General features: G+C 59.8%; 20 protein-coding genes and 4 tRNA genes. 15 read left to right on the top strand and 9 right to left on the bottom strand.

Annotated elements, in window-relative coordinates; genetic code table 11:
- Position 1: 1 nt before the first annotated feature.
- From AC1Q6D_RS20065 to gltX, 4 genes are all read right to left on the bottom strand, one after another.
- Positions 2-77: transfer RNA gene (locus tag AC1Q6D_RS20065), tRNA-Ala, on the bottom strand.
- Between the two features lie 53 nt (positions 78-130).
- Positions 131-206 (bottom strand) — tRNA-Glu (locus AC1Q6D_RS20060).
- Between the two features lie 79 nt (positions 207-285).
- Positions 286-361: transfer RNA gene (locus AC1Q6D_RS20055), tRNA-Ala, on the bottom strand.
- A 202-nt stretch (positions 362-563) separates the two neighbouring features.
- Complete coding sequence (gltX, locus tag AC1Q6D_RS20050) at positions 564-2045, bottom strand: glutamate--tRNA ligase (protein ID WP_090463698.1); 1482 nt, start codon at positions 2043-2045, stop codon at positions 564-566.
- 233 nt (positions 2046-2278) lie between these two features.
- Here gltX and AC1Q6D_RS20045 point away from each other — a divergent pair, with 233 nt between their 5' ends.
- Together AC1Q6D_RS20045 and AC1Q6D_RS20040 are read left to right on the top strand one after the other, a co-directional pair.
- Complete coding sequence (locus AC1Q6D_RS20045; RefSeq protein WP_103402719.1) at positions 2279-3328, top strand: HlyD family secretion protein; 1050 nt, start codon at positions 2279-2281, stop codon at positions 3326-3328.
- Positions 3318-4868: an MDR family MFS transporter gene (locus AC1Q6D_RS20040; RefSeq protein WP_103402718.1), complete on the top strand. Its 1551-nt coding sequence runs from the start codon at positions 3318-3320 to the stop codon at positions 4866-4868. Before AC1Q6D_RS20045 ends, AC1Q6D_RS20040 begins: the two co-directional genes overlap by 11 nt.
- 54 nt (positions 4869-4922) lie before the next feature.
- On the opposite strand, the gene uvrB is transcribed toward AC1Q6D_RS20040, so the two are convergent.
- Positions 4923-6938: an excinuclease ABC subunit UvrB gene (uvrB, locus tag AC1Q6D_RS20035; RefSeq protein ID WP_103402717.1), complete on the bottom strand. Its 2016-nt coding sequence runs from the start codon at positions 6936-6938 to the stop codon at positions 4923-4925.
- Between the two features lie 352 nt (positions 6939-7290).
- Here uvrB and AC1Q6D_RS20030 point away from each other — a divergent pair, with 352 nt between their 5' ends.
- Both AC1Q6D_RS20030 and AC1Q6D_RS20025 read left to right on the top strand, forming a co-directional pair.
- Positions 7291-8487: an amino acid aminotransferase gene (locus tag AC1Q6D_RS20030; RefSeq protein WP_103402716.1), complete on the top strand. Its 1197-nt coding sequence runs from the start codon at positions 7291-7293 to the stop codon at positions 8485-8487.
- Positions 8488-8638: 151 nt separating this feature from the next.
- Positions 8639-8839 carry a hypothetical protein gene (locus AC1Q6D_RS20025; protein ID WP_103402715.1) on the top strand — a complete coding sequence of 67 codons (201 nt, stop codon included), beginning with the start codon at positions 8639-8641 and terminating at the stop codon, positions 8837-8839.
- Here the strand turns inward: AC1Q6D_RS20025 and AC1Q6D_RS20020 are convergent.
- Positions 8836-9066, bottom strand: coding sequence for a hypothetical protein (locus AC1Q6D_RS20020; RefSeq protein WP_020795513.1), 231 nt, complete (start codon positions 9064-9066; stop codon positions 8836-8838). The two genes, AC1Q6D_RS20025 and AC1Q6D_RS20020, sit on opposite strands and share 4 nt — an antisense overlap.
- Before the next feature lie 227 nt (positions 9067-9293).
- Here AC1Q6D_RS20020 and AC1Q6D_RS20015 point away from each other — a divergent pair.
- A tRNA-Asn gene (locus AC1Q6D_RS20015) sits at positions 9294-9369 on the top strand.
- Positions 9370-9456: 87 nt separating this feature from the next.
- Here the strand turns inward: AC1Q6D_RS20015 and AC1Q6D_RS20010 are convergent.
- The 3 genes from AC1Q6D_RS20010 to AC1Q6D_RS20000 form a co-directional block, all read right to left on the bottom strand.
- Entirely contained in the window at positions 9457-10452 is a 996-nt protein-coding gene (locus AC1Q6D_RS20010) for an AraC family transcriptional regulator (protein WP_103402714.1), read from the bottom strand.
- A 1-nt stretch (position 10453) separates the two neighbouring features.
- Positions 10454-11467 carry an AraC family transcriptional regulator gene (locus tag AC1Q6D_RS20005; protein ID WP_178083088.1) on the bottom strand — a complete coding sequence of 338 codons (1014 nt, stop codon included), beginning with the start codon at positions 11465-11467 and terminating at the stop codon, positions 10454-10456.
- Positions 11468-11726: 259 nt separating this feature from the next.
- Positions 11727-12977 (bottom strand): OprD family porin, encoded by a 1251-nt coding sequence (locus AC1Q6D_RS20000; RefSeq protein ID WP_103402713.1) that lies wholly within the window; start codon positions 12975-12977, stop codon positions 11727-11729.
- A gap of 79 nt (positions 12978-13056) precedes the next feature.
- On the opposite strand from AC1Q6D_RS20000, the gene AC1Q6D_RS19995 reads away from it, so the two are divergent.
- The 10 genes from AC1Q6D_RS19995 (at position 13057) to AC1Q6D_RS19950 (ending at position 21804) form a co-directional block, all read left to right on the top strand.
- Positions 13057-13263 (top strand): hypothetical protein, encoded by a 207-nt coding sequence (locus AC1Q6D_RS19995; RefSeq protein ID WP_103402712.1) that lies wholly within the window; start codon positions 13057-13059, stop codon positions 13261-13263.
- A 75-nt stretch (positions 13264-13338) separates the two neighbouring features.
- Positions 13339-14742, top strand: a complete 1404-nt coding sequence (antA, locus tag AC1Q6D_RS19990; protein ID WP_103402711.1) for an anthranilate 1,2-dioxygenase large subunit — start codon at positions 13339-13341, stop codon at positions 14740-14742.
- Positions 14743-14744: 2 nt separating this feature from the next.
- On the top strand, positions 14745-15236 hold the full coding sequence (gene antB, locus AC1Q6D_RS19985) for an anthranilate 1,2-dioxygenase small subunit (protein WP_103402710.1): 492 nt from the start codon (positions 14745-14747) through the stop codon (positions 15234-15236).
- 19 nt (positions 15237-15255) lie between these two features.
- Positions 15256-16278, top strand: a complete 1023-nt coding sequence (antC, locus tag AC1Q6D_RS19980; protein WP_103402709.1) for an anthranilate 1,2-dioxygenase electron transfer component AntC — start codon at positions 15256-15258, stop codon at positions 16276-16278.
- 104 nt (positions 16279-16382) lie between these two features.
- Positions 16383-17543 (top strand): ABC transporter substrate-binding protein, encoded by a 1161-nt coding sequence (locus AC1Q6D_RS19975; protein ID WP_103402708.1) that lies wholly within the window; start codon positions 16383-16385, stop codon positions 17541-17543.
- A 66-nt stretch (positions 17544-17609) separates the two neighbouring features.
- Positions 17610-18521, top strand: a complete 912-nt coding sequence (locus AC1Q6D_RS19970) for a branched-chain amino acid ABC transporter permease (RefSeq protein WP_103402707.1) — start codon at positions 17610-17612, stop codon at positions 18519-18521.
- A 10-nt stretch (positions 18522-18531) separates the two neighbouring features.
- Positions 18532-19548, top strand: coding sequence for a branched-chain amino acid ABC transporter permease (locus tag AC1Q6D_RS19965; RefSeq protein ID WP_103402706.1), 1017 nt, complete (start codon positions 18532-18534; stop codon positions 19546-19548).
- Positions 19545-20294 (top strand): ABC transporter ATP-binding protein, encoded by a 750-nt coding sequence (locus AC1Q6D_RS19960; protein WP_103402705.1) that lies wholly within the window; start codon positions 19545-19547, stop codon positions 20292-20294. The genes AC1Q6D_RS19965 and AC1Q6D_RS19960 overlap by 4 nt, the downstream gene beginning before the upstream one ends.
- Positions 20287-20973 (top strand): ABC transporter ATP-binding protein, encoded by a 687-nt coding sequence (locus tag AC1Q6D_RS19955; protein WP_103402704.1) that lies wholly within the window; start codon positions 20287-20289, stop codon positions 20971-20973. The genes AC1Q6D_RS19960 and AC1Q6D_RS19955 overlap by 8 nt, the downstream gene beginning before the upstream one ends.
- A gap of 6 nt (positions 20974-20979) precedes the next feature.
- Positions 20980-21804: an alpha/beta hydrolase gene (locus tag AC1Q6D_RS19950; protein ID WP_103402703.1), complete on the top strand. Its 825-nt coding sequence runs from the start codon at positions 20980-20982 to the stop codon at positions 21802-21804.
- Positions 21805-21901 lie beyond the last annotated feature (97 nt).

Below are 21901 nucleotides of genomic sequence, written 5' to 3'. Positions count from 1 at the left end.
TTGGTGGAGCTAGACGGGATCGAACCGTCGACCTCTTGCATGCCATGCAAGCGCTCTCCCAGCTGAGCTATAGCCCCGGATTTTTCGCCTCGCGGCGGAGCGACATTTTGCAACATCGCTTCTGTAAAACTGGCGTCCCCTAGGGGACTCGAACCCCTGTTACCGCCGTGAAAGGGCGGTGTCCTAGGCCACTAGACGAAGGGGACGCAAACCCTTCTATACAACTGATCAACGCTGAGTGTTGATCGCTTCAAGGCCAGTGTGGCCAGACCTTGAAGTGTAAATTGGTGGAGCTAGACGGGATCGAACCGTCGACCTCTTGCATGCCATGCAAGCGCTCTCCCAGCTGAGCTATAGCCCCTCATCGTTGATGTCATCGCTGAGGACGGGGCGAATCTTAAGGGTGTATCGAAAGCCTGTCAAACTTATTTTTGAAAAATTTCAAAATTTTTTGTCGGCATAACAACCACTTACCGCCCTTCCCCCGTAAATTCAGGAGAAAACGCCGGAGGACAGGAGCAAAAGATCCCGGCCTCCGACGGCTACCGCAGAGTCAGACGTGCTCAGGCAATAGCGCCCAGGAGCTTTTCCCACTCTTTGTTTTCTTTCTTCGACACGCCACCCAGCAGGTCGATCGCCTGGCGCAGACGGAAACGCGTCAGGTCCGGACCGAGGATTTCCATCGCATCGAGCACAGACACCGAGCTCGCCTGACCTGTGATCGCGGCAAACATCAGCGGCATGGCATCACGCAGCTTCAGCTCCAGGGACTCGACCACGGCCTGAATGGTCGCCGTGATGCTGTCCTTCTCCCACTGACGCAGGCTTTCCAGCTTCCACAGGATCAACTGCATCAACTGACGAACCTGATCGCCGGACAGCTTCTTCGACTCGAACAGTTTTGCGTCCGGGTTCACGCCACCGGCAAAGAAGAACCCGGCCAGCGGTGCAACCTGGCTGAAGGTCTCGACGCGGCCCTGCACGTGCGGCGCGATCTTCATCATGTATTCGGAATTGAAGGCCCACTTCTGGACGCGCGCGGCGAATTCTTCCACTGGCAGGTCGCGCAACCACTGGCCGTTGAGCCACGACAATTTCTCGATGTCGAAAATCGGCCCGCCCAGGGACACACGCTTCAGATCGAAGTTATCGACCATCTCCTGCAGGGAGAACTTCTCGCGCTCGTCCGGCATCGACCAGCCCATGCGCCCCAGGTAGTTGAGCATTGCTTCGGGCATGAAACCCATGCGCTCGTAGAACGTCACCGAGGTCGGGTTCTTGCGCTTGGACAGCTTGCTCTTGTCCGGGTTACGCAACAGCGGCATGTAGCACAGCTCCGGCTGCTCCCAACCGAAGTATTCGTACAAGAGGATCAGTTTCGGCGCCGACGGCAGCCACTCTTCACCACGCAACACGTGGGTGATACCCATCAGGTGGTCATCGACCACGTTGGCCAGGAAGTAAGTCGGCAGGCCGTCGGTCTTCATCAGGACTTGCATGTCCATGCGGTCCCACGGGATTTCGACGTCGCCACGCAGCATGTCCGGAACCACGCAGACGCCTTCGCTCGGCACCTTCATGCGGATCACGTGCGGCTCGCCAGCGGCCAGGCGACGCGCGACTTCTTCCTTGGACAACAACAGCGCACGACCGTCGTAACGCGGCGTCTCGCCGCGAGCCATCTGCTCGGCGCGCATCTGGTCCAGCTCTTCGGCGGTGCAGAAGCACGGGAAGGCATGGCCCATATCGACCAGCTGCTGGCAATACTTCTGATAAATCTCGCCACGCTCGCTCTGACGGTAAGGACCGTGCGGGCCACCCACGTCCGGGCCTTCGCTCCAGTCGATGCCCAACCAGCGCAAGGCGTCGAAAATCTGCTGTTCGGACTCACGGGTCGAACGCAGCTGGTCAGTGTCTTCGATCCGCAGGATGAACTCACCGCCGTGCTGCTTGGCAAAGCAGTAGTTGAACAATGCGATGTAAGCGGTACCTACGTGGGGGTCCCCTGTAGGCGATGGCGCGATGCGCGTGCGGACGGTGGTCATGGCAAGTCTCAACAAAAGAATAGAAAGCGAGGATCAGACAAGGGGCGAATGGTAACAGGCGACACCCGCCCGGCTCCAGTCAGCAGGGCATTTAAGCCAAGGTTGCGTCTACAACGACCGTTTGCCACGGTGAATGACTGAATATCAGCCAATGGCATTTACCGTTTATCGGCTGTATGCAAGATTCGCCTGCTGATAACTTTCCTGACAATTTCTCGACTACAGTTTGCCCCATGCCTGCCCAACTCAAGCGTCGCCTGTCTATTTTCCTGTTAATTGTCCTGCTGATCGCCGGAGGCTTTTTTGCCCATTGGTTTTTCAAGGGGCGTTTTTACGAAAGCACTGACAACGCGTACGTGCAGGGCGAGATCACCCGCGTGTCGAGCCAGTTGGGGGCACGCATCGACAAGGTGCTGGTCCAGGACAACCAGCATGTCGAGAAAGATCAGTTACTGATCAAGCTCGAAGGTGATGATTTCCACCTCGCCGTCGACCGCGCAAACGCAGCCCTCGCCACTCGCGAAGCTGAACGCTTGCAAGCCCAGAGCAAACTGACGCAACAAAGCAGCCTGATTGCCGCCAGCGATGCGCAAGTCGCGTCCACGCAAGCGAGCCTGGGTCGCTCACAGATCGACCTGAACCGCGCCGAGACCTTGCGCAAACCCGGCTACGTCTCGGAGGAACGGGTCACCACCCTCTCCGCCGACGCCCACATTGCCCGCTCGCAACTGGCCAAGGCCCAGGCAGATGCCCAGGGTCAGCGCCAGCAAATCAACGCACTGACCGCCGAGATCAAACGCCTCGACGCGCAAATTGCCAACGCCAAAACCGATCTGGCCCAAGCTGAACTGAACCTCACCCGCAGCGAAATCCACGCCCCCATCAGCGGCCTGATCGGCCAACGCGCCGCGCGCGAAGGCCAGTACGTACAGGCCGGCGCGTATTTGCTGTCGATCGTGCCGGATGAAGACATCTGGATTCAGGCCAACTTCAAGGAAACCCAGATCGGCCATATGCAACCCGGTCAGAAAGCCGAGCTGACTTTCGACGCCTACAGCGATACCCCGATCGAAGCACGGGTCGACAGCCTGTTCGCCGCGTCGGGCGCGCAGTTCAGCCTGTTGCCGCCGGACAATGCCACGGGCAACTTCACCAAAGTCGTACAACGGATTCCGGTAAAACTGACCTTCGCCGCAGACAATCCGCTGCGCGGCAAAATCCGGCCGGGCATGTCGGTCACGGTCAAAGTGAATATCAAAGACGCCCCTGACAATGGCCGGTGATCAACTGATCCGGCCGGCCGGGGAACCGACCCGGCGGGACTGGATCGCGGTCATGAGCGCGATGCTCGGCGCCTTCATGGCGGTGCTCGACATCCAGATCACCAACTCATCGCTCAAGGATATTCAGGGTGCGCTGTCGGCGACCCTGGAAGAAGGCTCATGGATTTCCACCTCGTACCTGGTGGCGGAAATCATCATGATCCCGCTGACCGCGTGGCTGGTTCAGCTATTGTCGGCGCGACGCCTGGCGGTGTGGGTGTCCCTTGGGTTTCTCGCCGCCTCCCTCCTTTGCTCCATGGCCTGGAGCCTGGAGAGCATGATCGTCTTCCGCGCCTTGCAAGGCTTCACCGGTGGCGCGCTGATCCCGCTGGCGTTCACCCTCACCCTGATCAAACTTCCCGAACACCACCGCGCCAAGGGCATGGCCATGTTCGCCATGACCGCCACCTTCGCACCGTCGATCGGCCCGACACTGGGCGGCTGGCTGACGGAAAACTGGGGCTGGGAATACATCTTCTACATCAACATCCCCCCCGGCCTGCTCATGATCGCGGGCCTGATGTACGGCCTGGAGAAGAAGGAATCACACTGGGAACTGCTCAAAAGCACCGATTACGCCGGGATCGTCACCCTCGGCATGGGCCTTGGCTGTTTGCAGGTATTTCTGGAAGAAGGCCATCGCAAGGACTGGCTCGAGTCGAACCTGATCGTCAGCCTAGGCAGCATCGCGTTGCTCAGTCTGATTACGTTTGTGATCGTGCAGTTTTCCAGGCCCAATCCGCTGATCAACCTGCGCATCCTCGGCAATCGCAACTTCGGCCTATCGAGCATCTCCAGCGTCGGGATGGGGGTCGGCTTGTACGGTTCGATTTATCTGTTGCCGCTGTATCTGGCGCAGATCCAGAACTACAACGCCCTGCAGATCGGTGAAGTAATCATGTGGATGGGCGTGCCGCAGCTGTTTCTGATTCCGCTGGTGCCCAAGCTGATGAAGTACGTCTCGCCAAAATGGCTGTGCGCACTGGGTTTCGGCCTGTTCGGCTTCGCGAGTTTTTCATCGGGCGTGCTGAACCCGGACTTCGCCGGACCGCAGTTCAATCAGATTCAGATCGTGCGCGCGTTGGGCCAGCCACTGATCATGGTCACCATCTCGCTGATCGCCACGGCCTACATCCTGCCGCAGGACGCGGGCTCGGCGTCGAGCCTGTTCAACATCCTGCGCAACCTCGGCGGCGCCATCGGCATCGCCCTGCTCGCCACCCTGCTGGATGCGCGAACCAAGACCTATTTCGATTATTTGCGCGAGTCCATCGTGCCGAGTAACCCGCAGGTGGCCGAGCGCCTGGCATCCTTGACCAGCACCCTGGGCAATGAAACGGCGGCGCTGGGCAAACTCAGCGAGATTGCCCATCAACAGGCGTCGATCATGGCCTACAACGATGCGTTTCACCTTGTCGGGATCGCGCTGGGGGTCAGCATGCTGGCGGTGTTACTGACCAGGAAGTTGCCAGCGGGGCTTAAAGCCGGCGAAGCGCATTGATACCGATCATGCGCTCAACACTGTGGCGAGGGGCTGCCCCCTCGCCACACGCCATCAGACTGTAATCAACCGCTCGCGCAACTTGGCAATCTCGTCACGCATCTGTGCTGCGGCTTCGAATTCCAGATCACGTGCCAGCTGGTACATCTTCTCTTCCAGCGCCTTGATCCGCTTGGCAATCTCACCCGGCGACCGCAACTCGGCTTCGTATCGGGCATTTTCCTCGGCGGCCTTGGCCATGCCTTTGCGTTTCTTGCTGCGCGAGCCCGGCACGGTGGCGCCTTCCATGATGTCGGCCACATCCTTGAACACGCCCTTGGGCGTAATGCCATTGGCCAGGTTGAAGGCGATCTGCTTGTCGCGACGGCGCTCGGTTTCACCGATCGCGCGCTCCATGGAGCCGGTGATGCGATCGGCATAGAGAATCGCCCGGCCATTGAGGTTACGCGCCGCCCGGCCGATGGTCTGGATCAGCGAGCGTTCGGAGCGCAGAAAGCCTTCCTTGTCCGCATCAAGAATCGCCACCAGCGACACTTCCGGCATGTCCAGGCCTTCGCGCAACAGGTTGATCCCCACCAGTACGTCAAAAGTGCCGAGGCGCAGATCACGGATGATCTCGACTCGCTCCACGGTGTCGATGTCCGAGTGCAAATAGCGTACGCGCACGCCGTGGTCGGCCAGGTAGTCGGTCAGGTCTTCGGCCATGCGCTTGGTCAGCGTGGTGACCAGCACTCGCTCCTCGACCGCGACGCGCTTGGTGATTTCCGACAGCAAGTCGTCGACCTGGGTCAGTGCCGGGCGGATCTCGATTTGCGGATCCACCAGCCCGGTCGGACGCACCACCATGTCAATCACGCGCCCGGCGTGCTCGGCCTCATAGTTGCCCGGGGTTGCCGAGACAAAAATCGTCTGCGGGCTGATGCTTTCCCATTCGTCAAAACGCATTGGCCGGTTGTCCAGCGCAGACGGTAGACGGAAGCCGTACTCGACCAGGGTTTCCTTGCGCGAGCGGTCACCTTTGTACATCGCGCCGACCTGCGGCACGCTGACGTGGGACTCGTCGATCACCAACAAGGCGTCGGCCGGCAGGTAGTCGTAAAGGGTCGGCGGCGGCGCGCCAGCCTCACGGCCGGACAGATAGCGCGAGTAGTTTTCGATGCCGTTGCAGTAGCCCAGTTCGAGGATCATCTCCAGATCGAAACGGGTGCGCTGCTCCAGACGCTGGGCTTCCACCAGTTTGTTGTTGGAACGCAGGTATTCCAGGCGCTCCTTCAATTCGACCTTGATCCCTTCAACGGCGCCCATCAGGGTTTCCCGTGGCGTCACGTAGTGGCTTTTGGGGTAGAAGGTGAAGCGCGGCAGCTTGCGGATGACTTCACCGGTCAGCGGGTCGAAGGCCGACAGGCTTTCCACTTCATCATCGAACAGCTCGATGCGGATCGCTTCGAAGTCGGATTCGGCCGGGTGGATATCTATCACATCGCCGCGCACACGGAAGGTCGCACGGGCGAACTCCATGTCGTTGCGGGTGTATTGCAGGTCGGCCAGACGCCGCAGCAATTCCCGTTGATCGAGCTTGTCGCCGCGATCCACGTGCAACACCATCTTCAAATAGGTTTCCGGACTGCCCAAGCCATAGATACACGACACCGTGGTGACGATGATCGCGTCCTTGCGCTCCAGCAGCGCCTTGGTTGCCGACAGCCGCATCTGCTCAATGTGGTCGTTGATCGACGCGTCTTTCTCGATGAAGGTGTCGGACGACGGCACATAGGCTTCGGGCTGATAGTAGTCGTAGTAGGAAACGAAATACTCCACGGCGTTGTTCGGGAAGAACGCCTTGAACTCTCCGTACAACTGCGCGGCCAGGGTCTTGTTTGGCGCCAGTACCAGGGTCGGGCGCTGCACCTGGGCGATGACGTTGGCGATACTGAAGGTCTTGCCCGAGCCGGTCACACCGAGCAACGTCTGGTGCGCCAACCCGGCTTCGATACCCTCGACCATCAGGCGGATGGCTTCCGGCTGATCGCCGGCGGGCTCGAAACGGGTGACTAGCTGAAATTCAGACATGTAGTACCTCTCGGTTCTCGGTGCAGGAATTCGCGCCTGCACAGTCAAACTGGCAGGAACGAAAAAGGCCGCAAACGACGCACGTCGCCCGAGGAAAAAACTGGATTGTGCTCAATGTGGAGCCGATTGCACTCGCTTTCAAGGCAAACGTCCTACATCCCTCGAAGTCTTTGACGATGCCAATCGACTAACGGTCGGAAAATAATCGGAAAAACTTACCGTAAAAGCGGAATCGTCTGTCGCCATCAATCGCCGATGGCCTCTATACTAGCTCCCCGTTTGTGCACCGCTCTAGTGCATTCGGCTGGAGCGCGACACGTCCCTCCACTCTCCATTCAGAGCCGCCGCAAAAATGAGCCTGTTCTCCGCTGTCGAAATGGCACCACGCGATCCAATCCTGGGCCTCAACGAAGCATTCAACGCCGATACCCGTACCAACAAGGTCAACCTGGGAGTCGGTGTTTACTGCAACGAGGAGGGGAAAATTCCACTCCTGCGCGCCGTTGTCGAAGCCGAAACCATTCGCGTCGCTCAACACGCCTCTCGTGGCTACCTGCCAATCGACGGCATCGCCGCCTACGACCAGGCCGTGCAAAAACTGCTGTTCGGTAACGATTCGCCACTGATCGCCGCTGGCCGCGTCATCACCACCCAGGCCGTTGGCGGCACTGGCGCACTGAAAATCGGTGCAGACTTCCTCAAGCAACTGCTGCCGAACGCCGTCGTGGCCATCAGCGACCCGAGCTGGGAAAACCACCGCGCGCTGTTTGAAACCGCCGGTTTCCCGGTACAGAACTACCGCTACTACGACGCCGCGACCCATGACGTGAACCGCGTCGGCCTGCTGGAAGACCTGAACGCGCTGCCAAACGGCTCGATCATTGTGCTGCACGCCTGCTGCCACAACCCGACCGGCGTAGACCTGAGCCCGGCGGACTGGAAAAACGTGCTGGAAGTGGTGAAAACCAAGGGTCACGTGCCGTTCCTCGACATGGCTTACCAGGGCTTTGGCGATGGCATCGACGAAGATGCCGCCGCTGTACGCTTGTTCGCTGAATCGGGCCTGACCTTCTTCGTCTCCAGCTCGTTCTCCAAATCCTTCTCGCTGTACGGCGAGCGCGTTGGCGCCCTGTCGATCGTCAGCGAATCGAAAGAAGAAAGCGCGCGCGTACTGTCGCAGGTCAAACGCGTCATCCGCACCAACTACTCCAACCCGCCGACCCACGGTGCAAGCATCGTCGCCGCCGTACTGAACAGCCCGGAACTGCGCGCCCAATGGGAAGCGGAACTGGCCGAAATGCGCCTGCGGATTCGCGGCATGCGCACTCAGATGGTGGAACTGCTGGCGAAAAACGCACCGCAGCGCGATTTCAGCTTCGTTGGTCGTCAGCGCGGCATGTTCTCGTACTCCGGCCTGAGTGTTGAGCAGGTTCATCGTCTGCGCAATGAGTTCGGCATCTATGCCCTCGACACGGGCCGCATCTGCGTGGCTGCGCTGAACCAGAGCAACATCCATGTCGTGACGGATGCCATTGTTCAGGTGATCTGAATCGCGCGCTGATACGAAAAACGGGAAGCCTTTTGGCTTCCCGTTTTTTATTTGTCGCAGATAATTCTCAAAGCAGAGGCCCAGCCCTCTAAACTTCACCCGGCTCGCCCCTAAAGGTTTGATGCCCACCCGAGATTCGACGAGACCCCACATGAAAAACGATGACCTACGCGCTGACCGCGATGACCTGGATGAATTCGTCCCCCGCACCCCGGCCAAACGCGGCAACAACCTGGTGATGCAAGTCGCCGCCGGCGTATTCCTCGGCGGCCTGGCGCTGTGGCTGGTGCAACTGGGCGCCACAGCGCTTTACGCCAAGCTGATGCTCGGCACCTTTACTTTCGGCGGCTAGGCCAGTTCGGTCGCCCGCTGGCTGGCCGCGTCATCGTAGGCGACGTACAGCGATTCAGCGACCTGACTCTTGATCGCCTTGGTGCTTTCCAGGCCGAGGACAAAACCTTCGGCCTTGCCGCCGGCGCGATTCAATTCGTCGGCGCTGCTGGCCTGGGTGATCGCATCGAACAGTTTTTCGGCGTGCGGACCGACGCCCTTGGGCAGACTGATCTGAGCAATGCTCATGTGAGCACCCCGTTTTGACGGGGTGAGATGCTAGGGTGATTCATGGCGCGTACCTTTTCGGCGAATGGCCGGTAGCGCGTGTAACCACTTCCGGGCGGCCATGGTAGTCCTCTGCTGTGGTTCTGGTAACCGCCAATCACCGATAAACCACCGTCCGTCCCGACGAATTCATCATTTTTCTATCAGGCGCTTGACTTCTCTTTTTGAATCAGTAACATAGGCGCCATTCCGCGATAGCTCAGTTGGTAGAGCAAGTGACTGTTAATCACTGGGTCCCTGGTTCGAGTCCAGGTCGTGGAGCCATACAAGGTTCCAGAGAAGGCTTCCAAAATCTCTGAAAGCCCTGAAAAACCCGCCTTCTGGCGGGTTTTTTCGTTTGGCGTTTACTGCTCATGCCTGAGACTTCATCGTCTGCTTAGGCAACTCTCCAAACCGCTGCCGATAGTAGTTGGCAAATCGCCCCACATGCCCAAACCCGAACTCCAGCGCCACCTCAGTCACGCTGGAGTGCGGCCGCGCCAGCAAGTACTCCCGAGCAGCGTCAAGCCGTAATCCGCGCAAACGGTCCATCGGGCTTTGACCGTATTCACGCTGGCACAACGTATTCAAGCTTCGAATGCTCACACCCGCAGCAACCGCCAGCTCAGCCAGGGAGATGCCCTGCGCAAGGTGTTCGCGCATACAAGCGTCGATTTTTTGCAGTTGGCGGGTCGACTGCCGCAGCGAAGGCGACTCTTGTTGCGCAACGCCACAATGGCTGAGTAGAAACAGCGGCAGACTTTGCTCCAAATGCTGCAACCAGCGCGAAGGCGTTGCGCTCGCCTCGCCCTCGGGCAAGTGCTCCAGCAACTCACTGATCAGACGAAACCAGCGCATCGCCAGTGGGCGTTGCAGTCGACTGACCGGTGCCAATGTAAAGTCCGATGGCAAGTCATCGGCCATCGCCCGCTGACTGGCATCGAGCAATGCCCGTGGAAGTTTGAGGATCAGTTGCTCACAGCCCTCCTCCCAGACCACTCGGGCCTGTTCACGGGGGGACAAAATCGCCACTTCTCCGGGGCTGACGCCATAGCCCATGCCGTCGGACTCAAGGATGGCGCTGCCGCGCAGCGGCATCTGTACCAGCACGAAATCTTCAAAAGGCTGCGGCCGGATTTCGACCTGGCCGCCGTAGCGCAGCGCATACAGTTCGCAACTGGCAATCTGGCCGCGATAGAAAGTCGTATCGACGCCACCCCGTGGCCAATTGAGCTCATGCTCCACCAGCGCTTGCCCCATCAAACGCTGGGTTTCCTGCGCCGAGCGGCTGGTGAAGACCGGCTCGCGGCACATCAGCGACAAGTTCAGGCCCACGCTGTTGACGGTGGCCGCATGCAATGTCGTCATCTCAAAGCGACCGATTGCGACGGGCTTCACTACGCTGCAGAGTCGCACTGGGCGTTTCGTTGAACAACTTGCGGTACTCGCTGGCGAACCGGCCCAGATGCGAGAACCCCCAGCACATCGCGATCACCGAGATGTTGCGCACCGAGGCGTCTTCGAGAATTTCCTGGCGCACCGCGCCGAGGCGATACTTTTTCAGGTAAGCCATGGGCGAGACGCCAAAGTGCTTGCGAAAACCTTCGAACAGCTTGAAGCGGGACACACCTGCTGCCGCCTCAATGTCTTCCAGGTGGATGTCTTCGCGGGCGTTGCTTTCGATGAAGTCCTTGGCGCGTACCAAGTAGTACGGCAACTTGACGCTCAACTGGTCACGCAGTTCGGCACTGTAGTTGTTGGGTTGGGAAAGAATCAGGCCCTTGATCAGCGCGCTTTCGATATCGCGAGTGAAAAACACTTGATTGAACAGATCCTGGCCGCGCTCCAGCTCATCGATGTAATAACGGGCCAACCGCCACCAGGAGGCAGAGGCACCGTTGACCGCATCCATCACCGGCTCGAATTTCAGTGGCATTTCCAGCGGGCGCTGAAGCATGCCCTCAAGGGTCTGGCGCATGGCCATGCGGGTGATCACCACGGAGATCTTGTGGCAATCACCGGCCATGGTCAGGGCCTGGGTTTCGTGGGGGGTCACGATCAGGCCCTGATCCTGATTGGAGTACAACCGGCGGCCGTCCTTGAGCAACTCCTGCTCGCCGCGAATCGGCAGGCTGAGGCTGTAGCAATTGAGGTGTTCGGCATCCTCGACGCCGATGGTCACGTCGGTGCCGTACTCCATCCTGCCCAAGGTCGTGGACATGGACTTGAGCACATTGGCCTTGTGGTGAAACTGAATCCGGTTTGGCTGGCGAGTCTGCAATTCGTGCGGGCCGCAAATACCGGCCATCCACGCACGGGCACCGGCCAGGTCGTAGCGATCTATGCGGATATCTCGAAACTGGACAACATTTGGTTCGGTCATTTCAGTACACCCACGGCAAGGGACATCGACACGCTCTTCGGCGCGTATTTTCATTGGATTTGCAAGGGCTATGCCCAGCCAGCGCGAACAAACGATATCCGCATTTTTTGGCTAGTAATCGGAAACTATCTGGATATCGAACGCGTTGTGCGGCGTTGGCGCGCACAGCAACGGTGCCGGTAACGGTCGACGCCGCGGCCAATGCGCTGACAAAAGCGTCACTTCAGCGCACAACCGCGTTCGATTTGAGGGCAGGACGTTACCAAAATTTCCAGGTGTAGGTGGTGATCAGGCGGTTCTCCACCCAGTCATTGCCGTGGCTGAATTTGGCGACGACATTGCCAGCCTCCACCCCCACACCTTTGAGTGGGCCGCTTTGCACCACATAAGACAGCACCAGGTCGCGCTCCTGCTCCGCTGCCTGGCTGAGGTTGTCGCCACGGTCCACCGAAGTGCCCTTGAAGTAACGGGTCATGAAGTTCAGGCCCGGCACGCCGAGTGCGGCAAAGTCGTAGTCATAACGCAGCTGCCAGGATTTTTCGTTGGGCTTGATGAAACCAACCCGCGACCAGTTCACCAGAAACGGCTGCGGGACATAACCGCCCAGGGTTGGAAAGTTACTGTCACCCAGCATGCGCTGGTATCCCACGCCTAAGCGGTGACCACCCTTTTTCAGCGAGGTCATGGCGCCGTAGGAGCGGTTATCGATTTCGCCATAGAGCGCGTCGCCGTCTTCGCTGTTGTTGAAGTAACGCAGGTCGCTCTTTAGCGCATACCCATCACCCAGGTCCGCCAGATGGGTGATACCCAGGTAGTGCTGTTGATAGATGTCTTCCAGTTGCGCGTAGAAGTAGCTACCGGTCAACGAAGGGGTGAAAGCATAACTGGCGCCGGCGAGGTTAAGCCCGTCACTGCCGTGGCGCACACCGGAGCTGGTCTGCAGGTACAGCTTTTCGTAGTTGGAGGAGTTACGCGCCCCGATTTGTGTCAGCCGCCCGGCGGTCAATGTCAGGCGGTCGACTTCCTTGGACTCGAGCAAGGCTCCGCGATAGGTCGTGACCAGTTGGCGCGAATCGTCAATGATCACCACCGGCAGAAAGGGCCGCAACTCGCCGACTTTCAGCTCGGTTTTCGAGTAACGCATTTTCAGCGTCACACCGCCGCGGCCGTATTCATCGGCCTGCTCCTGACGGCTCTGGCTGTAAGGGATGATGGTGTCATCGCCGCGCCCGCCACCACCGTCCAGACGATAGGCATACTGCGCCTCTGCATCGAGACCGAACTGCAGCGGACCTTCGGTATAGCCCGAAGCGAAACGCAGGTCGAAACCCTGGGTCCAACTGCCCACTCGCGAATGGGGCGGGTTGTTTCCCTTGTAATCCCGATCAATGTAAAAGTTGCGGGTACCCAGCGTCAGCTTGCTGTCACTGACCACATCCGCCTGTGCCAACAATGGCATCAACAAGCCAACTGTTTGCCCACCCCGAACCCACCAAGTCTTATGCAACATATTATTTCTTCCCCCTGCCGCTTATATAGCAACACATGAATAGAAGGCACTTCTGGTACGGAACCCAAGGCCAAGAGATATGGCAGTTTCCAGCAACCTGGAGCAAGACACTCTGGTGGTGCTTCGATTGAAATTAAGCCGCAACAAGTTCGTCAGCGGCTATCCCGTTACTGAACAACAAATAGCCATTTGCTCAGCCGACGAGCACCACAAAAGCCTGTGCTTACGGGGATTCATCGCCGACAACCGGACAATGGCGCTTATTTTCCGGATGAGTTTCCACTAATAAGCGGATAGACCCTGCCAGTCACCACGTCATTAAATGAGTCCATGAATTAGCCCATTGGCCGAGGACTGGGATATGACAACTGCACGAAACATCGAACAGTGGAAAAGTTATATAGAAAGTTGCCTGGACTTCCGCCCGGAGGACGGTGTCTATCGTATTGCCCGCGATATGTTTACCGACCCGGAATTGTTCGATCTGGAAATGGAACTGATTTTCGAGAAGAACTGGATCTACGCCTGCCACGAGAGCGAGATTGCCAATAATCACGACTACATGACCATGCGTGCCGGGCGCCAGCCGCTGATCATCACCCGGGACGGTGAAGGTCGTCTCAATGCCCTGATCAACGCCTGCCAGCACCGCGGTACCACACTCACCCGCGTCAGCAAGGGTAACCAGTCAACCTTCACCTGCCCCTTTCACGCCTGGTGCTACAAAAGCGACGGCCGACTGGTAAAGGTCAAAGCGCCGGGCGAATACCCCGAAGGCTTCGACAAGGCCACCCGCGGCCTGAAAAAGGCCCGTATCGAAAGCTACAACGGCTTTGTGTTCGTCAGCCTGGACGTGGAAGGCACCGACACTCTGGAAGACTTCCTCGGTGACGCCAAGGTGTTCTTCGACATGATGGTGGCGCAGTCGCCGACCGGTCAGCTCGAAGTGCTGCCGGGCAAATCGGCCTACACCTACGACGGCAACTGGAAATTGCAGAACGAGAACGGCCTGGACGGCTATCACGTCAGCACCGTCCACTACAACTACGTGGCCACCGTTCAGCATCGTCAGCAGGTCAATGCCGAGAAAGGCCTGACCGCCAGCGACACCCTGGACTACAGCAAGCTGGGCGCGGGCGACAAGGAAACCGATGACGGCTGGTTCGCCTTCCACAACGGCCACAGCGTGCTGTTCAGCGACATGCCCAACCCTGCCGTGCGCCCGGGTTACGCCAGCATCATGCCGCGCCTGGTCAAGGAACACGGCCAGGGCAAGGCCGAGTGGATGATGCACCGCCTGCGCAACCTCAACGTCTACCCAAGCATGTTCTTCCTCGACCAGATCAGCTCGCAGTTGCGGATCATCCGCCCGTTGGCCTGGAACAAGACCGAAATCAACAGCTTCTGCCTGGGCGTGGTCGGCGAGTCGGATGCGGATCGGGAAAACCGCATTCGTCAGTTCGAAGACTTCTTCAACGTGTCCGGCATGGGCACTCCCGATGACCTGGTGGAATTCCGTGAAGCCCAGCGTGGCTTCCAGGCACGCCTGGAACGCTGGAGCGATATCTCCCGAGGTCAAGGCAAGTGGGTCGAAGGCCCGACCCACAACAGCGAGACCATTGGCATCGCTCCAGCCCTGACCGGCACCGAGTTCACCCATGAAGGCCTGTACGTCAACCAGCACGCCAACTGGCAGCGCTTTTTGCTTGAAGGCCTGGCGCGTAAGGCGGCCGAACAACAACCGTTGAAACTGCGTGAGGTGTGAACATGAATTCGCCACTGCAATACCGCGTCGAGCAATTTCTTTACCGCAAGGCCGAGGCCTGTGATGCCCAGGATTGGGACACCTACCTCGACATGTTCAGCGACGACAGCGAATTCCACCTGCCGCAATGGGACTCGGAGCACGTCTACACCACCGACCCGAAAAAAGGCATGTCGCTGATCTATTACCCCAACCGTGGCGGCCTGGAGGACCGGGTGTTCCGCATTCGTACCGGCAAGGCGGCATCGACCATCCCGATGCCGCGCACCCTGCACCTGATCAGCAACGTGCGCATCGCGCCGCTGCAGGACGATGAACTGGAGGTGCGCGTCAACTGGAGCACGCTCTATTACCGCATGCAGACCGCCGAGCAGTTTTTCGGCCACGCCACGTACCGTCTGCGTCCCGACGGCGAGAGCTGGAAAATCGCTCGCAAACACGTGGTGCTGCTCAACGACACGATTAACTCCGTGCTCGATTTCTACCATCTCTGAACCCTGCGGATTAACGCTCATGACGTACAAGGTCGCCTTCAGTTTCGCCGACGGCAAAACACTCTTCTGCAACGTGCAGAACAATGAAATCCTGCTCGACGCGGCCCTGCGCAGCGGGATCAAGATTCCGTTGGACTGCCGCGAAGGGGTTTGCGCGACCTGCCAGGGCTGCTGTGAATCCGGGCAGTACACCCAGGACTATGTGGACGATGAAGCCTTGTCCGCCAGCGACCTGGCCGAGCGCAAGGTACTGACCTGCCAGACGCGCGTGCAGTCCGACGCAGCCTTCTACTTCGACTTCGATTCCAGCCTCTGCGGCAGCAACGGCCCGAGCACCCTGCAAGGCACTGTGAGCGAGATGCGGCAGGTCTCGCCGACCACCGCCATCGTGCATGTGGAAGTCGGCGCAGCAGGCGCGGCGCTGGACTATCTGCCGGGGCAGTACGCGCGCCTGAAAGTACCGGGTACCGAACATCGGCGCTCGTATTCCTTTGCCTGCGCACCGGGCAGCAGCAACCTGCAGTTTCTGATTCGCATGCTGCCCAGCGGCGTGATGACCGACTACGTGCGTGATCGATGCCAGGTCGGCGACGTGATCCACATGGAAGCGCCATTGGGCGCTTTCTACCTGCGCCATATCGACCGGCCGCTGGTGATGGTGGCCGGCGGCACAGGGTTGTCGGCGTTCCTGGGCATGCTCGATCAGATAGCCGAGCAGCAAGGCTGTGGCTACCCGGTACACCTGTACTACGGCGTGCGCGAGGCTGAGGACTTGTGCGAGGTTTCGCGCATCGAGGCCTATGCCACACGGATCCCGGGGTTCCGTTTCACACCCGTGGTCAGCAACCCCAACCCCCACTGGCCGGGCAAGACCGGCTACATCGCCGAACACCTGGAAGTGGCCGAAATGCGCGACCAGCCGTTCGACCTGTACCTCTGCGGCCCGCCGCCGATGGTCGAGTCGATCAAGGACTGGCGCCAGCAGCACGGCCTGGAACAAAGCCGTCTTTACCTGGAGAAGTTCACCGAGAGCAACAGCTGAAGCAGCACCCCATAACAACAATCAATCGGCCCGTCCGAACACTGAATCACTGCCCTCATCGACATCTACCGTGCGTTGGCACGACCTACTTCATAGGCCGCCTCATGAAAAACCTGGTATTGCGTGCATGTCTGGCAACCTCCCTCTGCGCAGCGACGGCTGCCCAGGCCGTGGAGCCTGTCCGAATCGGCTTCATCACCACCCTCTCCACCCCCGCCGGCTACCTGGGCGAAGACTCGCGCGACGGCTTCCAGCTGGCGATCGATCAGGAAGGCGGCAAGCTCGGCGGCGTGCCGGTGCAACTCATCGTGGAAGATGATGGCCTGCAACCGGCCAAGGCCAAGCAGATCGCCGACCGCATGAGCCTGGACGGCATCTCGCTGTATACCGGAGTGATTTTTTCCAACGTGCTGGCGGCCGTGATCAACACCGCCACCAAGGACGGTTTCTACGTCAGCAACAACACCGCGCCCTCGACCCTTGCCGGTGAAAAATGCATGGCCAACTACTTCGTCGGCTCCTATCAGAACGACACCCCTCACGAAATGGCCGGTGTCGCGGCCAATGAACTGGGATACAAGAAGATGGTGATCCTGGCGCCCAATTATCAGGGTGGCCGTGACGCACTGGCCGGTTTCAAGCGAACTTTCAAGGGCGAAGTGACCGAGATCTACACCAAACTCAATCAGCTGGATTTCTCGGTGGAGCTTGCGCGAGTGCGGGCGTTGGCGCCGGATGCGATCTTCCAGTTTCACCCGGGCGGCGGCGGCATCAACTTCGCCAAGCAATACGGCGGCTCGGGCCTGTCGGCAAAAATCCCGATGGTGGTACCGGTGTTCTCCATGGATGAACGCATGCTCGCCGCCACCGGCGAAGTGGCCAAGGGCACCAACATCGTCACCCTATGGAACCCGCAATCGGACAACCCGGCCAACCAGGCCTTCGTCAAAGCCTTCACCGAGAAATACAAGCGCACTCCTACGGTGTATGCCGCCCAGACTTACGATACGGCGCGACTGATCGGTGCCGCCCTGAAAACCTCCCAGGGCAACCTCAAAGACCAGGCCGCCTTCCGCTCGGCCATGAAGAACGTCAAGTTCGACTCCATTCGCGGTGATTTCAGCTTCGCCCAAAACCAGCACCCGGTGATCGACTGGTACCTGCTGCAAGTGCAGGCCGGCGCCGACGGCAAGCTGATCGAAGTGCCGATCAAGACCCTGGCGACCCGTCATGTCGACAGCTACGCCGCTCAATGCTCAATCTGACCGGCACCTCAATCCCGTCCTCGCCCCGCAGCCTGACTGCGGGGCGTTTTCATGAGGAACGCAGCAATGCTATTGCTCGAACAGATTCTCAACGGCCTGCAATACAGCGCCTTGCTGTTTCTGCTGGCCTCAGGCCTGACCCTGATTTTCGGCATCATGGGCGTGATCAATCTGGCCCACGGTGCCTTTTACATGATCGGTGCTTTCTGCGCCGCCTACACCGCCATGGCCACCGGTTCGTTCTGGCTCGGCGGCCTGGCCGCGCTGATCGGTTCGGCCTGCTACGGTGCGCTGATCGAAACCGCGATCATGCGTCGTCTTTACAAACGCGATCACCTGGATCAGGTGCTGGCGACCCTGGCCGTGGTGTTTTTCAGCAACGAATTACTGACCCTGATCTTCGGCCGCAGCCCACCGGCAATGCCCACGCCCGAATGGTATTCAAATTTTGTCGAAGTGCTGCCGGGGCTGATGTATCCGGTCAGCCGGCTGCTGTTCATCGCCGCAGGGCTGATCGTGGCGATCGGCATCTGGTTGCTGATCAACCACACGCGCCTGGGCATGCTGATTCGCGCCGGTGCCGACGACCATGAAATGGTCGGCGCGCTGGGCGTCAACATCGCCCGCCTGTACACGCTGGTATTCGTATTCGGCTGCATGCTGTGTGGCCTTGCCGGTTTCATGGCTGCACCGCTGCTGTCGGTGGAAATCGGCATGGGCGAGAAAATACTGATCACCACCTTCGTGGTCATCGTCGTCGGCGGTGTTGGCTCGGTACGCGGCGCGTTGGTGGGGGCCCTGTTGGTCGGCATGGTTGACAGCCTGGGCCGTGCCTACATTCCGCCGCTGCTGGACCAACTGTTGCCCAGCGAAACCAGCGGCACCCTGAGCGCCGGGCTGATCTCCGCCAGCGCCTACATCGTCATGGCCCTGGTGCTGCTGGTTCGCCCGCGCGGCCTGCTGCCGGCCCGTGCCTGAGGAATACGCTATGTCACCACGTCTCATCATTGACCTTGCGTGCCTGGCGACTTTCGCCTGCATGCCACTGCTGGCCCACTGGTTGCACGAACCTTATCTGGTCAGCTTCTTCACCCGCCTTGCAATCTACGGCATGGCGGCCATCAGCCTGGACCTGCTGATCGGCTATGGCGCCATGGTCAGCTTCGGCCATGCCGCGTTCTTCGGTCTGGGCGGTTACATCGTTGGCATCATTGCCTTTCACACCTCGCAAGGCATGCCGCTGTGGGGCTGGGAAGGCAGCAACAGCGCGATGGTGGTATGGCCTCTGGCCCTGCTGGTGTGTGCGCTGTTCTCGTTACTGGTGGGTTATTTGTCGCTGCGCACCAGCGGTGTGCAGTTCATCATGATCACCCTGGCGTTCGGCCAGATGCTGTACTTCGTGCTCGGCTCGCTGTCTCTTTACGGCGGCGACGATGGCATTCTGCTCAACGAGCGCAATACCTTCGGCCCATTGAACCTGGCTGACGCCAACCACTTCTACTACTTATGCGTGGCCTTGCTGGCAGGTTGGTTGTTGCTGTGTCGGCGGCTGGTCAATTCGCGTTTCGGTTTTGTTCTGCGCGGGCTAAAGCAGAGCGAGCGGCGTAGCGTCAGCCTTGGTCTCAAACCCTTGCGCTATCGCCTGACGGCGTTTGTGATCGCTGGCACCGGCGGTGGCCTGGCGGGAATTCTGTGGGCTAACTACGCGCTGTTCGTCAGCCCCGACATGGGGGCGTGGCACAAGTCCGGCGAACTGATGGCGATGGTGATCCTCGGCGGTGTCGGCACCCTGCTCGGCCCCCTGTTGGGCGCGGCCACCTACCTGGGTCTCGAACAGGTGCTAAGCCAGTGGACCGAGCACTGGCTGCTGATCTTCGGGCCCTTGCTGTTACTGGTGGTGCTGTTCGGCAAGAAAGGCGTTTACGGCTTGCTGCTGAGCCTGTTGCAGCGCAAACCGCACGTGGTTGCCGTCAAACCGAACACCACCGTGGAGGCACGCTCATGAGCGCACAACTGTCGATTCGTGATCTACACAAAGCTTTCGGGGCAGTAAAAGCTACCAATGGCGCCAACCTTGAACTGCTCAAGGGCGAACTGCACGCCATCATCGGCCCCAACGGCGCCGGCAAGTCCACCTTGATTGCCCAGATTGCCGGCGAGATTTTCCCCGACCGGGGCCAGATTCATCTCAATGGCCAGGACATCACATGCGTGCCGGCCTGGCGGCGTCCGCGCCTGGGACTGGCACGGGCCTTCCAGGTCAGTCAGCTGTACACCGAGTTCACCCTGCTGGAGAACATCGCCCTGGCCATCGCCGCCCGCGAGGGCAAGGCATCCGGTATGTGGCGTCCCTTGAGTCGTGACACCCGCCTGCTGGAACCGGCACTGGGTTACTTGCAGCAGGTGGGCCTGGGCCTTCGCGCGCTCGACTCGGTGCAGGAACTATCCCACGGCGAACGGCGGCAACTGGAGATCGCCCTGGCACTGGCTCAGGAAGCGTCGGTGCTGTTGCTCGATGAGCCGATGGCCGGGATGGGTGCCGACGAATCCGCACGCATGACTGAGCTGTTGCACAGCCTCAAGGGCCGCTACGCGATCCTGCTGGTCGAACACGACATGGATGCGGTGTTCGCCCTCGCCGACCGCATCACTGTGCTGGTGTACGGCCAGACAGTACTGACCGGCAGCGTCGAACAAGTGCGCAACGACCCGCAAGTGCGGACCGCATACCTGGGAGAAGAACATGCTTGAGGTTCAAGGCTTGAAAGCAGGGTATGGCTTGAGCCAGGTGTTGTTCGACATGCACCTGAGCATCGAGCAGGGACAGGTTGTGTCGCTGATCGGTCGCAATGGCATGGGCAAGACCACCACGGTCAAATCGATCATGGGCTTGCTCAAGCCCAGCGCCGGCAGCATCCGTATCAACGGCACGGAAATGTGCGGTGCCGCGCCCTTTCGCATCGCCAAGGCCGGCCTTGGTCTTGTGCCGGAAGGCCGCCGCGCCTTCGGCACTTTGAGCGTGCGGGAAAACCTGCTGGCCACGGCCACGCGGGGCAAATGGGACCTGGCGCGGGTCTATGAACTGTTCCCGCGCCTGCTGGAGCGTCAGGACCAACTGTCACGTACCCTGTCGGGCGGCGAGCAGCAGATGCTGGTGGTCGGCCGCGCGCTGTTGACCAACCCCAGCCTGCTGATTCTCGACGAAGCCACTGAGGGCCTGGCACCGATCATTCGCGAGCAGATCTGGAGTTGCCTGGCCACCCTCAAAGCCGAGGGTGAGACGATTCTGGTGATCGATAAAAACCTCAAGGAAATGGCACGGGTGGTCGACCGCCATCACATCATCGAAAAGGGGCGCCAGGTCTGGGATGGCACACCGCTGGAGCTGGCCGCTCAACCCGAACTGTCGCAACGCTACCTGGGAGTGTGAGCAGCCATGTACCTCAATCAGGCTTACAACAACGTCGCCGCCGTGGGTAATTTTCCGCAGATCATGCAGCGTTTTCGCCAACGCAGCGCCGAGACCTATGCGAGCCACGCCTGGCAGCGTGATGTGGCGTATGGCAACGCCATGCGCGAGCGCTTCGACTGGTTCGCCCAGGCGGACGCCGGTGCGCCGACGCTGCTGTTCATTCATGGCGGTTACTGGCAGGCCTCGGACAAGGACGACTACGCCTTTATCGGCGAGGGCCTGATTGAGGCGGGTTTCAATGTCGGCTTGCTGGAATACACCCTGGCGCCCGAAGCGAGCATGGGCACCATCGTCGGCCAGATCGGCAAGGCACTGGATTATCTGCTGGCGCATCGCGAAGCCTTGAACATCGGTCAGCAGGTGGCGCTGTGCGGACACTCGGCGGGAGGCCATCTGACTGCGCTGTATCGCCGGCATCCGCTAGTGACTCTGGCCATGCCGATCAGCGGTCTGATGGAGCTTGAACCCATCAGCCGCTGCTGGCTCAACGACAAGCTGCAACTGAGCGAAGAAGAGATCTGTCGGTTCAGCCCGCAAAGGCTGATCGGCGATGGCGCACCGTTGCTGGTGACCGTGGGCGGGGATGAATTGCCGGAGTTGATTCGGCACTCGCGCGAGTACGCCAGTGCCTGCCGCGAGGCTGGGCAGGTCGTGCATCATGTCGAGCTTGCCGGGTGTCATCACTTTGCGGTGCTGGATGACCTGGCCAGGGTAGATGGCGAGCACATGCGGGCACTGTCGAAACTCCTGCCCCCCCATTCCCTGAGGGAGCGAGCTTGCTCGCGATGAACCAGAGAACACCGCGGGGAAACAGGACCACCGCGTCATCGCCGGCAACCATCGCGAGCAAGCTCGCTCTTGCAGGGTACGGGGTGCACACGGTGTT

The sequence above is a fragment of the Pseudomonas sp. MT92 genome, assembly GCF_058792515.1.
The sequence above is the reverse complement of the archived record's forward strand: the minus strand, read 5'-3'. Positions and strand labels throughout refer to the sequence as shown.

Coding starts and splice junctions, on each gene's coding strand:
- gltX (WP_090463698.1), bottom strand. CDS start 2,045: ATGACCACCGTCCGCACGCGCATCGCGCCATCGCCTACAGGGGACCCC.
- AC1Q6D_RS20045 (WP_103402719.1), top strand. CDS start 2,279: ATGCCTGCCCAACTCAAGCGTCGCCTGTCTATTTTCCTGTTAATTGTC.
- AC1Q6D_RS20040 (WP_103402718.1), top strand. CDS start 3,318: ATGGCCGGTGATCAACTGATCCGGCCGGCCGGGGAACCGACCCGGCGG.
- uvrB (WP_103402717.1), bottom strand. CDS start 6,938: ATGTCTGAATTTCAGCTAGTCACCCGTTTCGAGCCCGCCGGCGATCAG.
- AC1Q6D_RS20030 (WP_103402716.1), top strand. CDS start 7,291: ATGAGCCTGTTCTCCGCTGTCGAAATGGCACCACGCGATCCAATCCTG.
- AC1Q6D_RS20025 (WP_103402715.1), top strand. CDS start 8,639: ATGAAAAACGATGACCTACGCGCTGACCGCGATGACCTGGATGAATTC.
- AC1Q6D_RS20020 (WP_020795513.1), bottom strand. CDS start 9,066: ATGAGCATTGCTCAGATCAGTCTGCCCAAGGGCGTCGGTCCGCACGCC.
- AC1Q6D_RS20010 (WP_103402714.1), bottom strand. CDS start 10,452: ATGACGACATTGCATGCGGCCACCGTCAACAGCGTGGGCCTGAACTTG.
- AC1Q6D_RS20005 (WP_178083088.1), bottom strand. CDS start 11,467: ATGACCGAACCAAATGTTGTCCAGTTTCGAGATATCCGCATAGATCGC.
- AC1Q6D_RS20000 (WP_103402713.1), bottom strand. CDS start 12,977: ATGTTGCATAAGACTTGGTGGGTTCGGGGTGGGCAAACAGTTGGCTTG.
- AC1Q6D_RS19995 (WP_103402712.1), top strand. CDS start 13,057: ATGGCAGTTTCCAGCAACCTGGAGCAAGACACTCTGGTGGTGCTTCGA.
- antA (WP_103402711.1), top strand. CDS start 13,339: ATGACAACTGCACGAAACATCGAACAGTGGAAAAGTTATATAGAAAGT.
- antB (WP_103402710.1), top strand. CDS start 14,745: ATGAATTCGCCACTGCAATACCGCGTCGAGCAATTTCTTTACCGCAAG.
- antC (WP_103402709.1), top strand. CDS start 15,256: ATGACGTACAAGGTCGCCTTCAGTTTCGCCGACGGCAAAACACTCTTC.
- AC1Q6D_RS19975 (WP_103402708.1), top strand. CDS start 16,383: ATGAAAAACCTGGTATTGCGTGCATGTCTGGCAACCTCCCTCTGCGCA.
- AC1Q6D_RS19970 (WP_103402707.1), top strand. CDS start 17,610: ATGCTATTGCTCGAACAGATTCTCAACGGCCTGCAATACAGCGCCTTG.
- AC1Q6D_RS19965 (WP_103402706.1), top strand. CDS start 18,532: ATGTCACCACGTCTCATCATTGACCTTGCGTGCCTGGCGACTTTCGCC.
- AC1Q6D_RS19960 (WP_103402705.1), top strand. CDS start 19,545: ATGAGCGCACAACTGTCGATTCGTGATCTACACAAAGCTTTCGGGGCA.
- AC1Q6D_RS19955 (WP_103402704.1), top strand. CDS start 20,287: ATGCTTGAGGTTCAAGGCTTGAAAGCAGGGTATGGCTTGAGCCAGGTG.
- AC1Q6D_RS19950 (WP_103402703.1), top strand. CDS start 20,980: ATGTACCTCAATCAGGCTTACAACAACGTCGCCGCCGTGGGTAATTTT.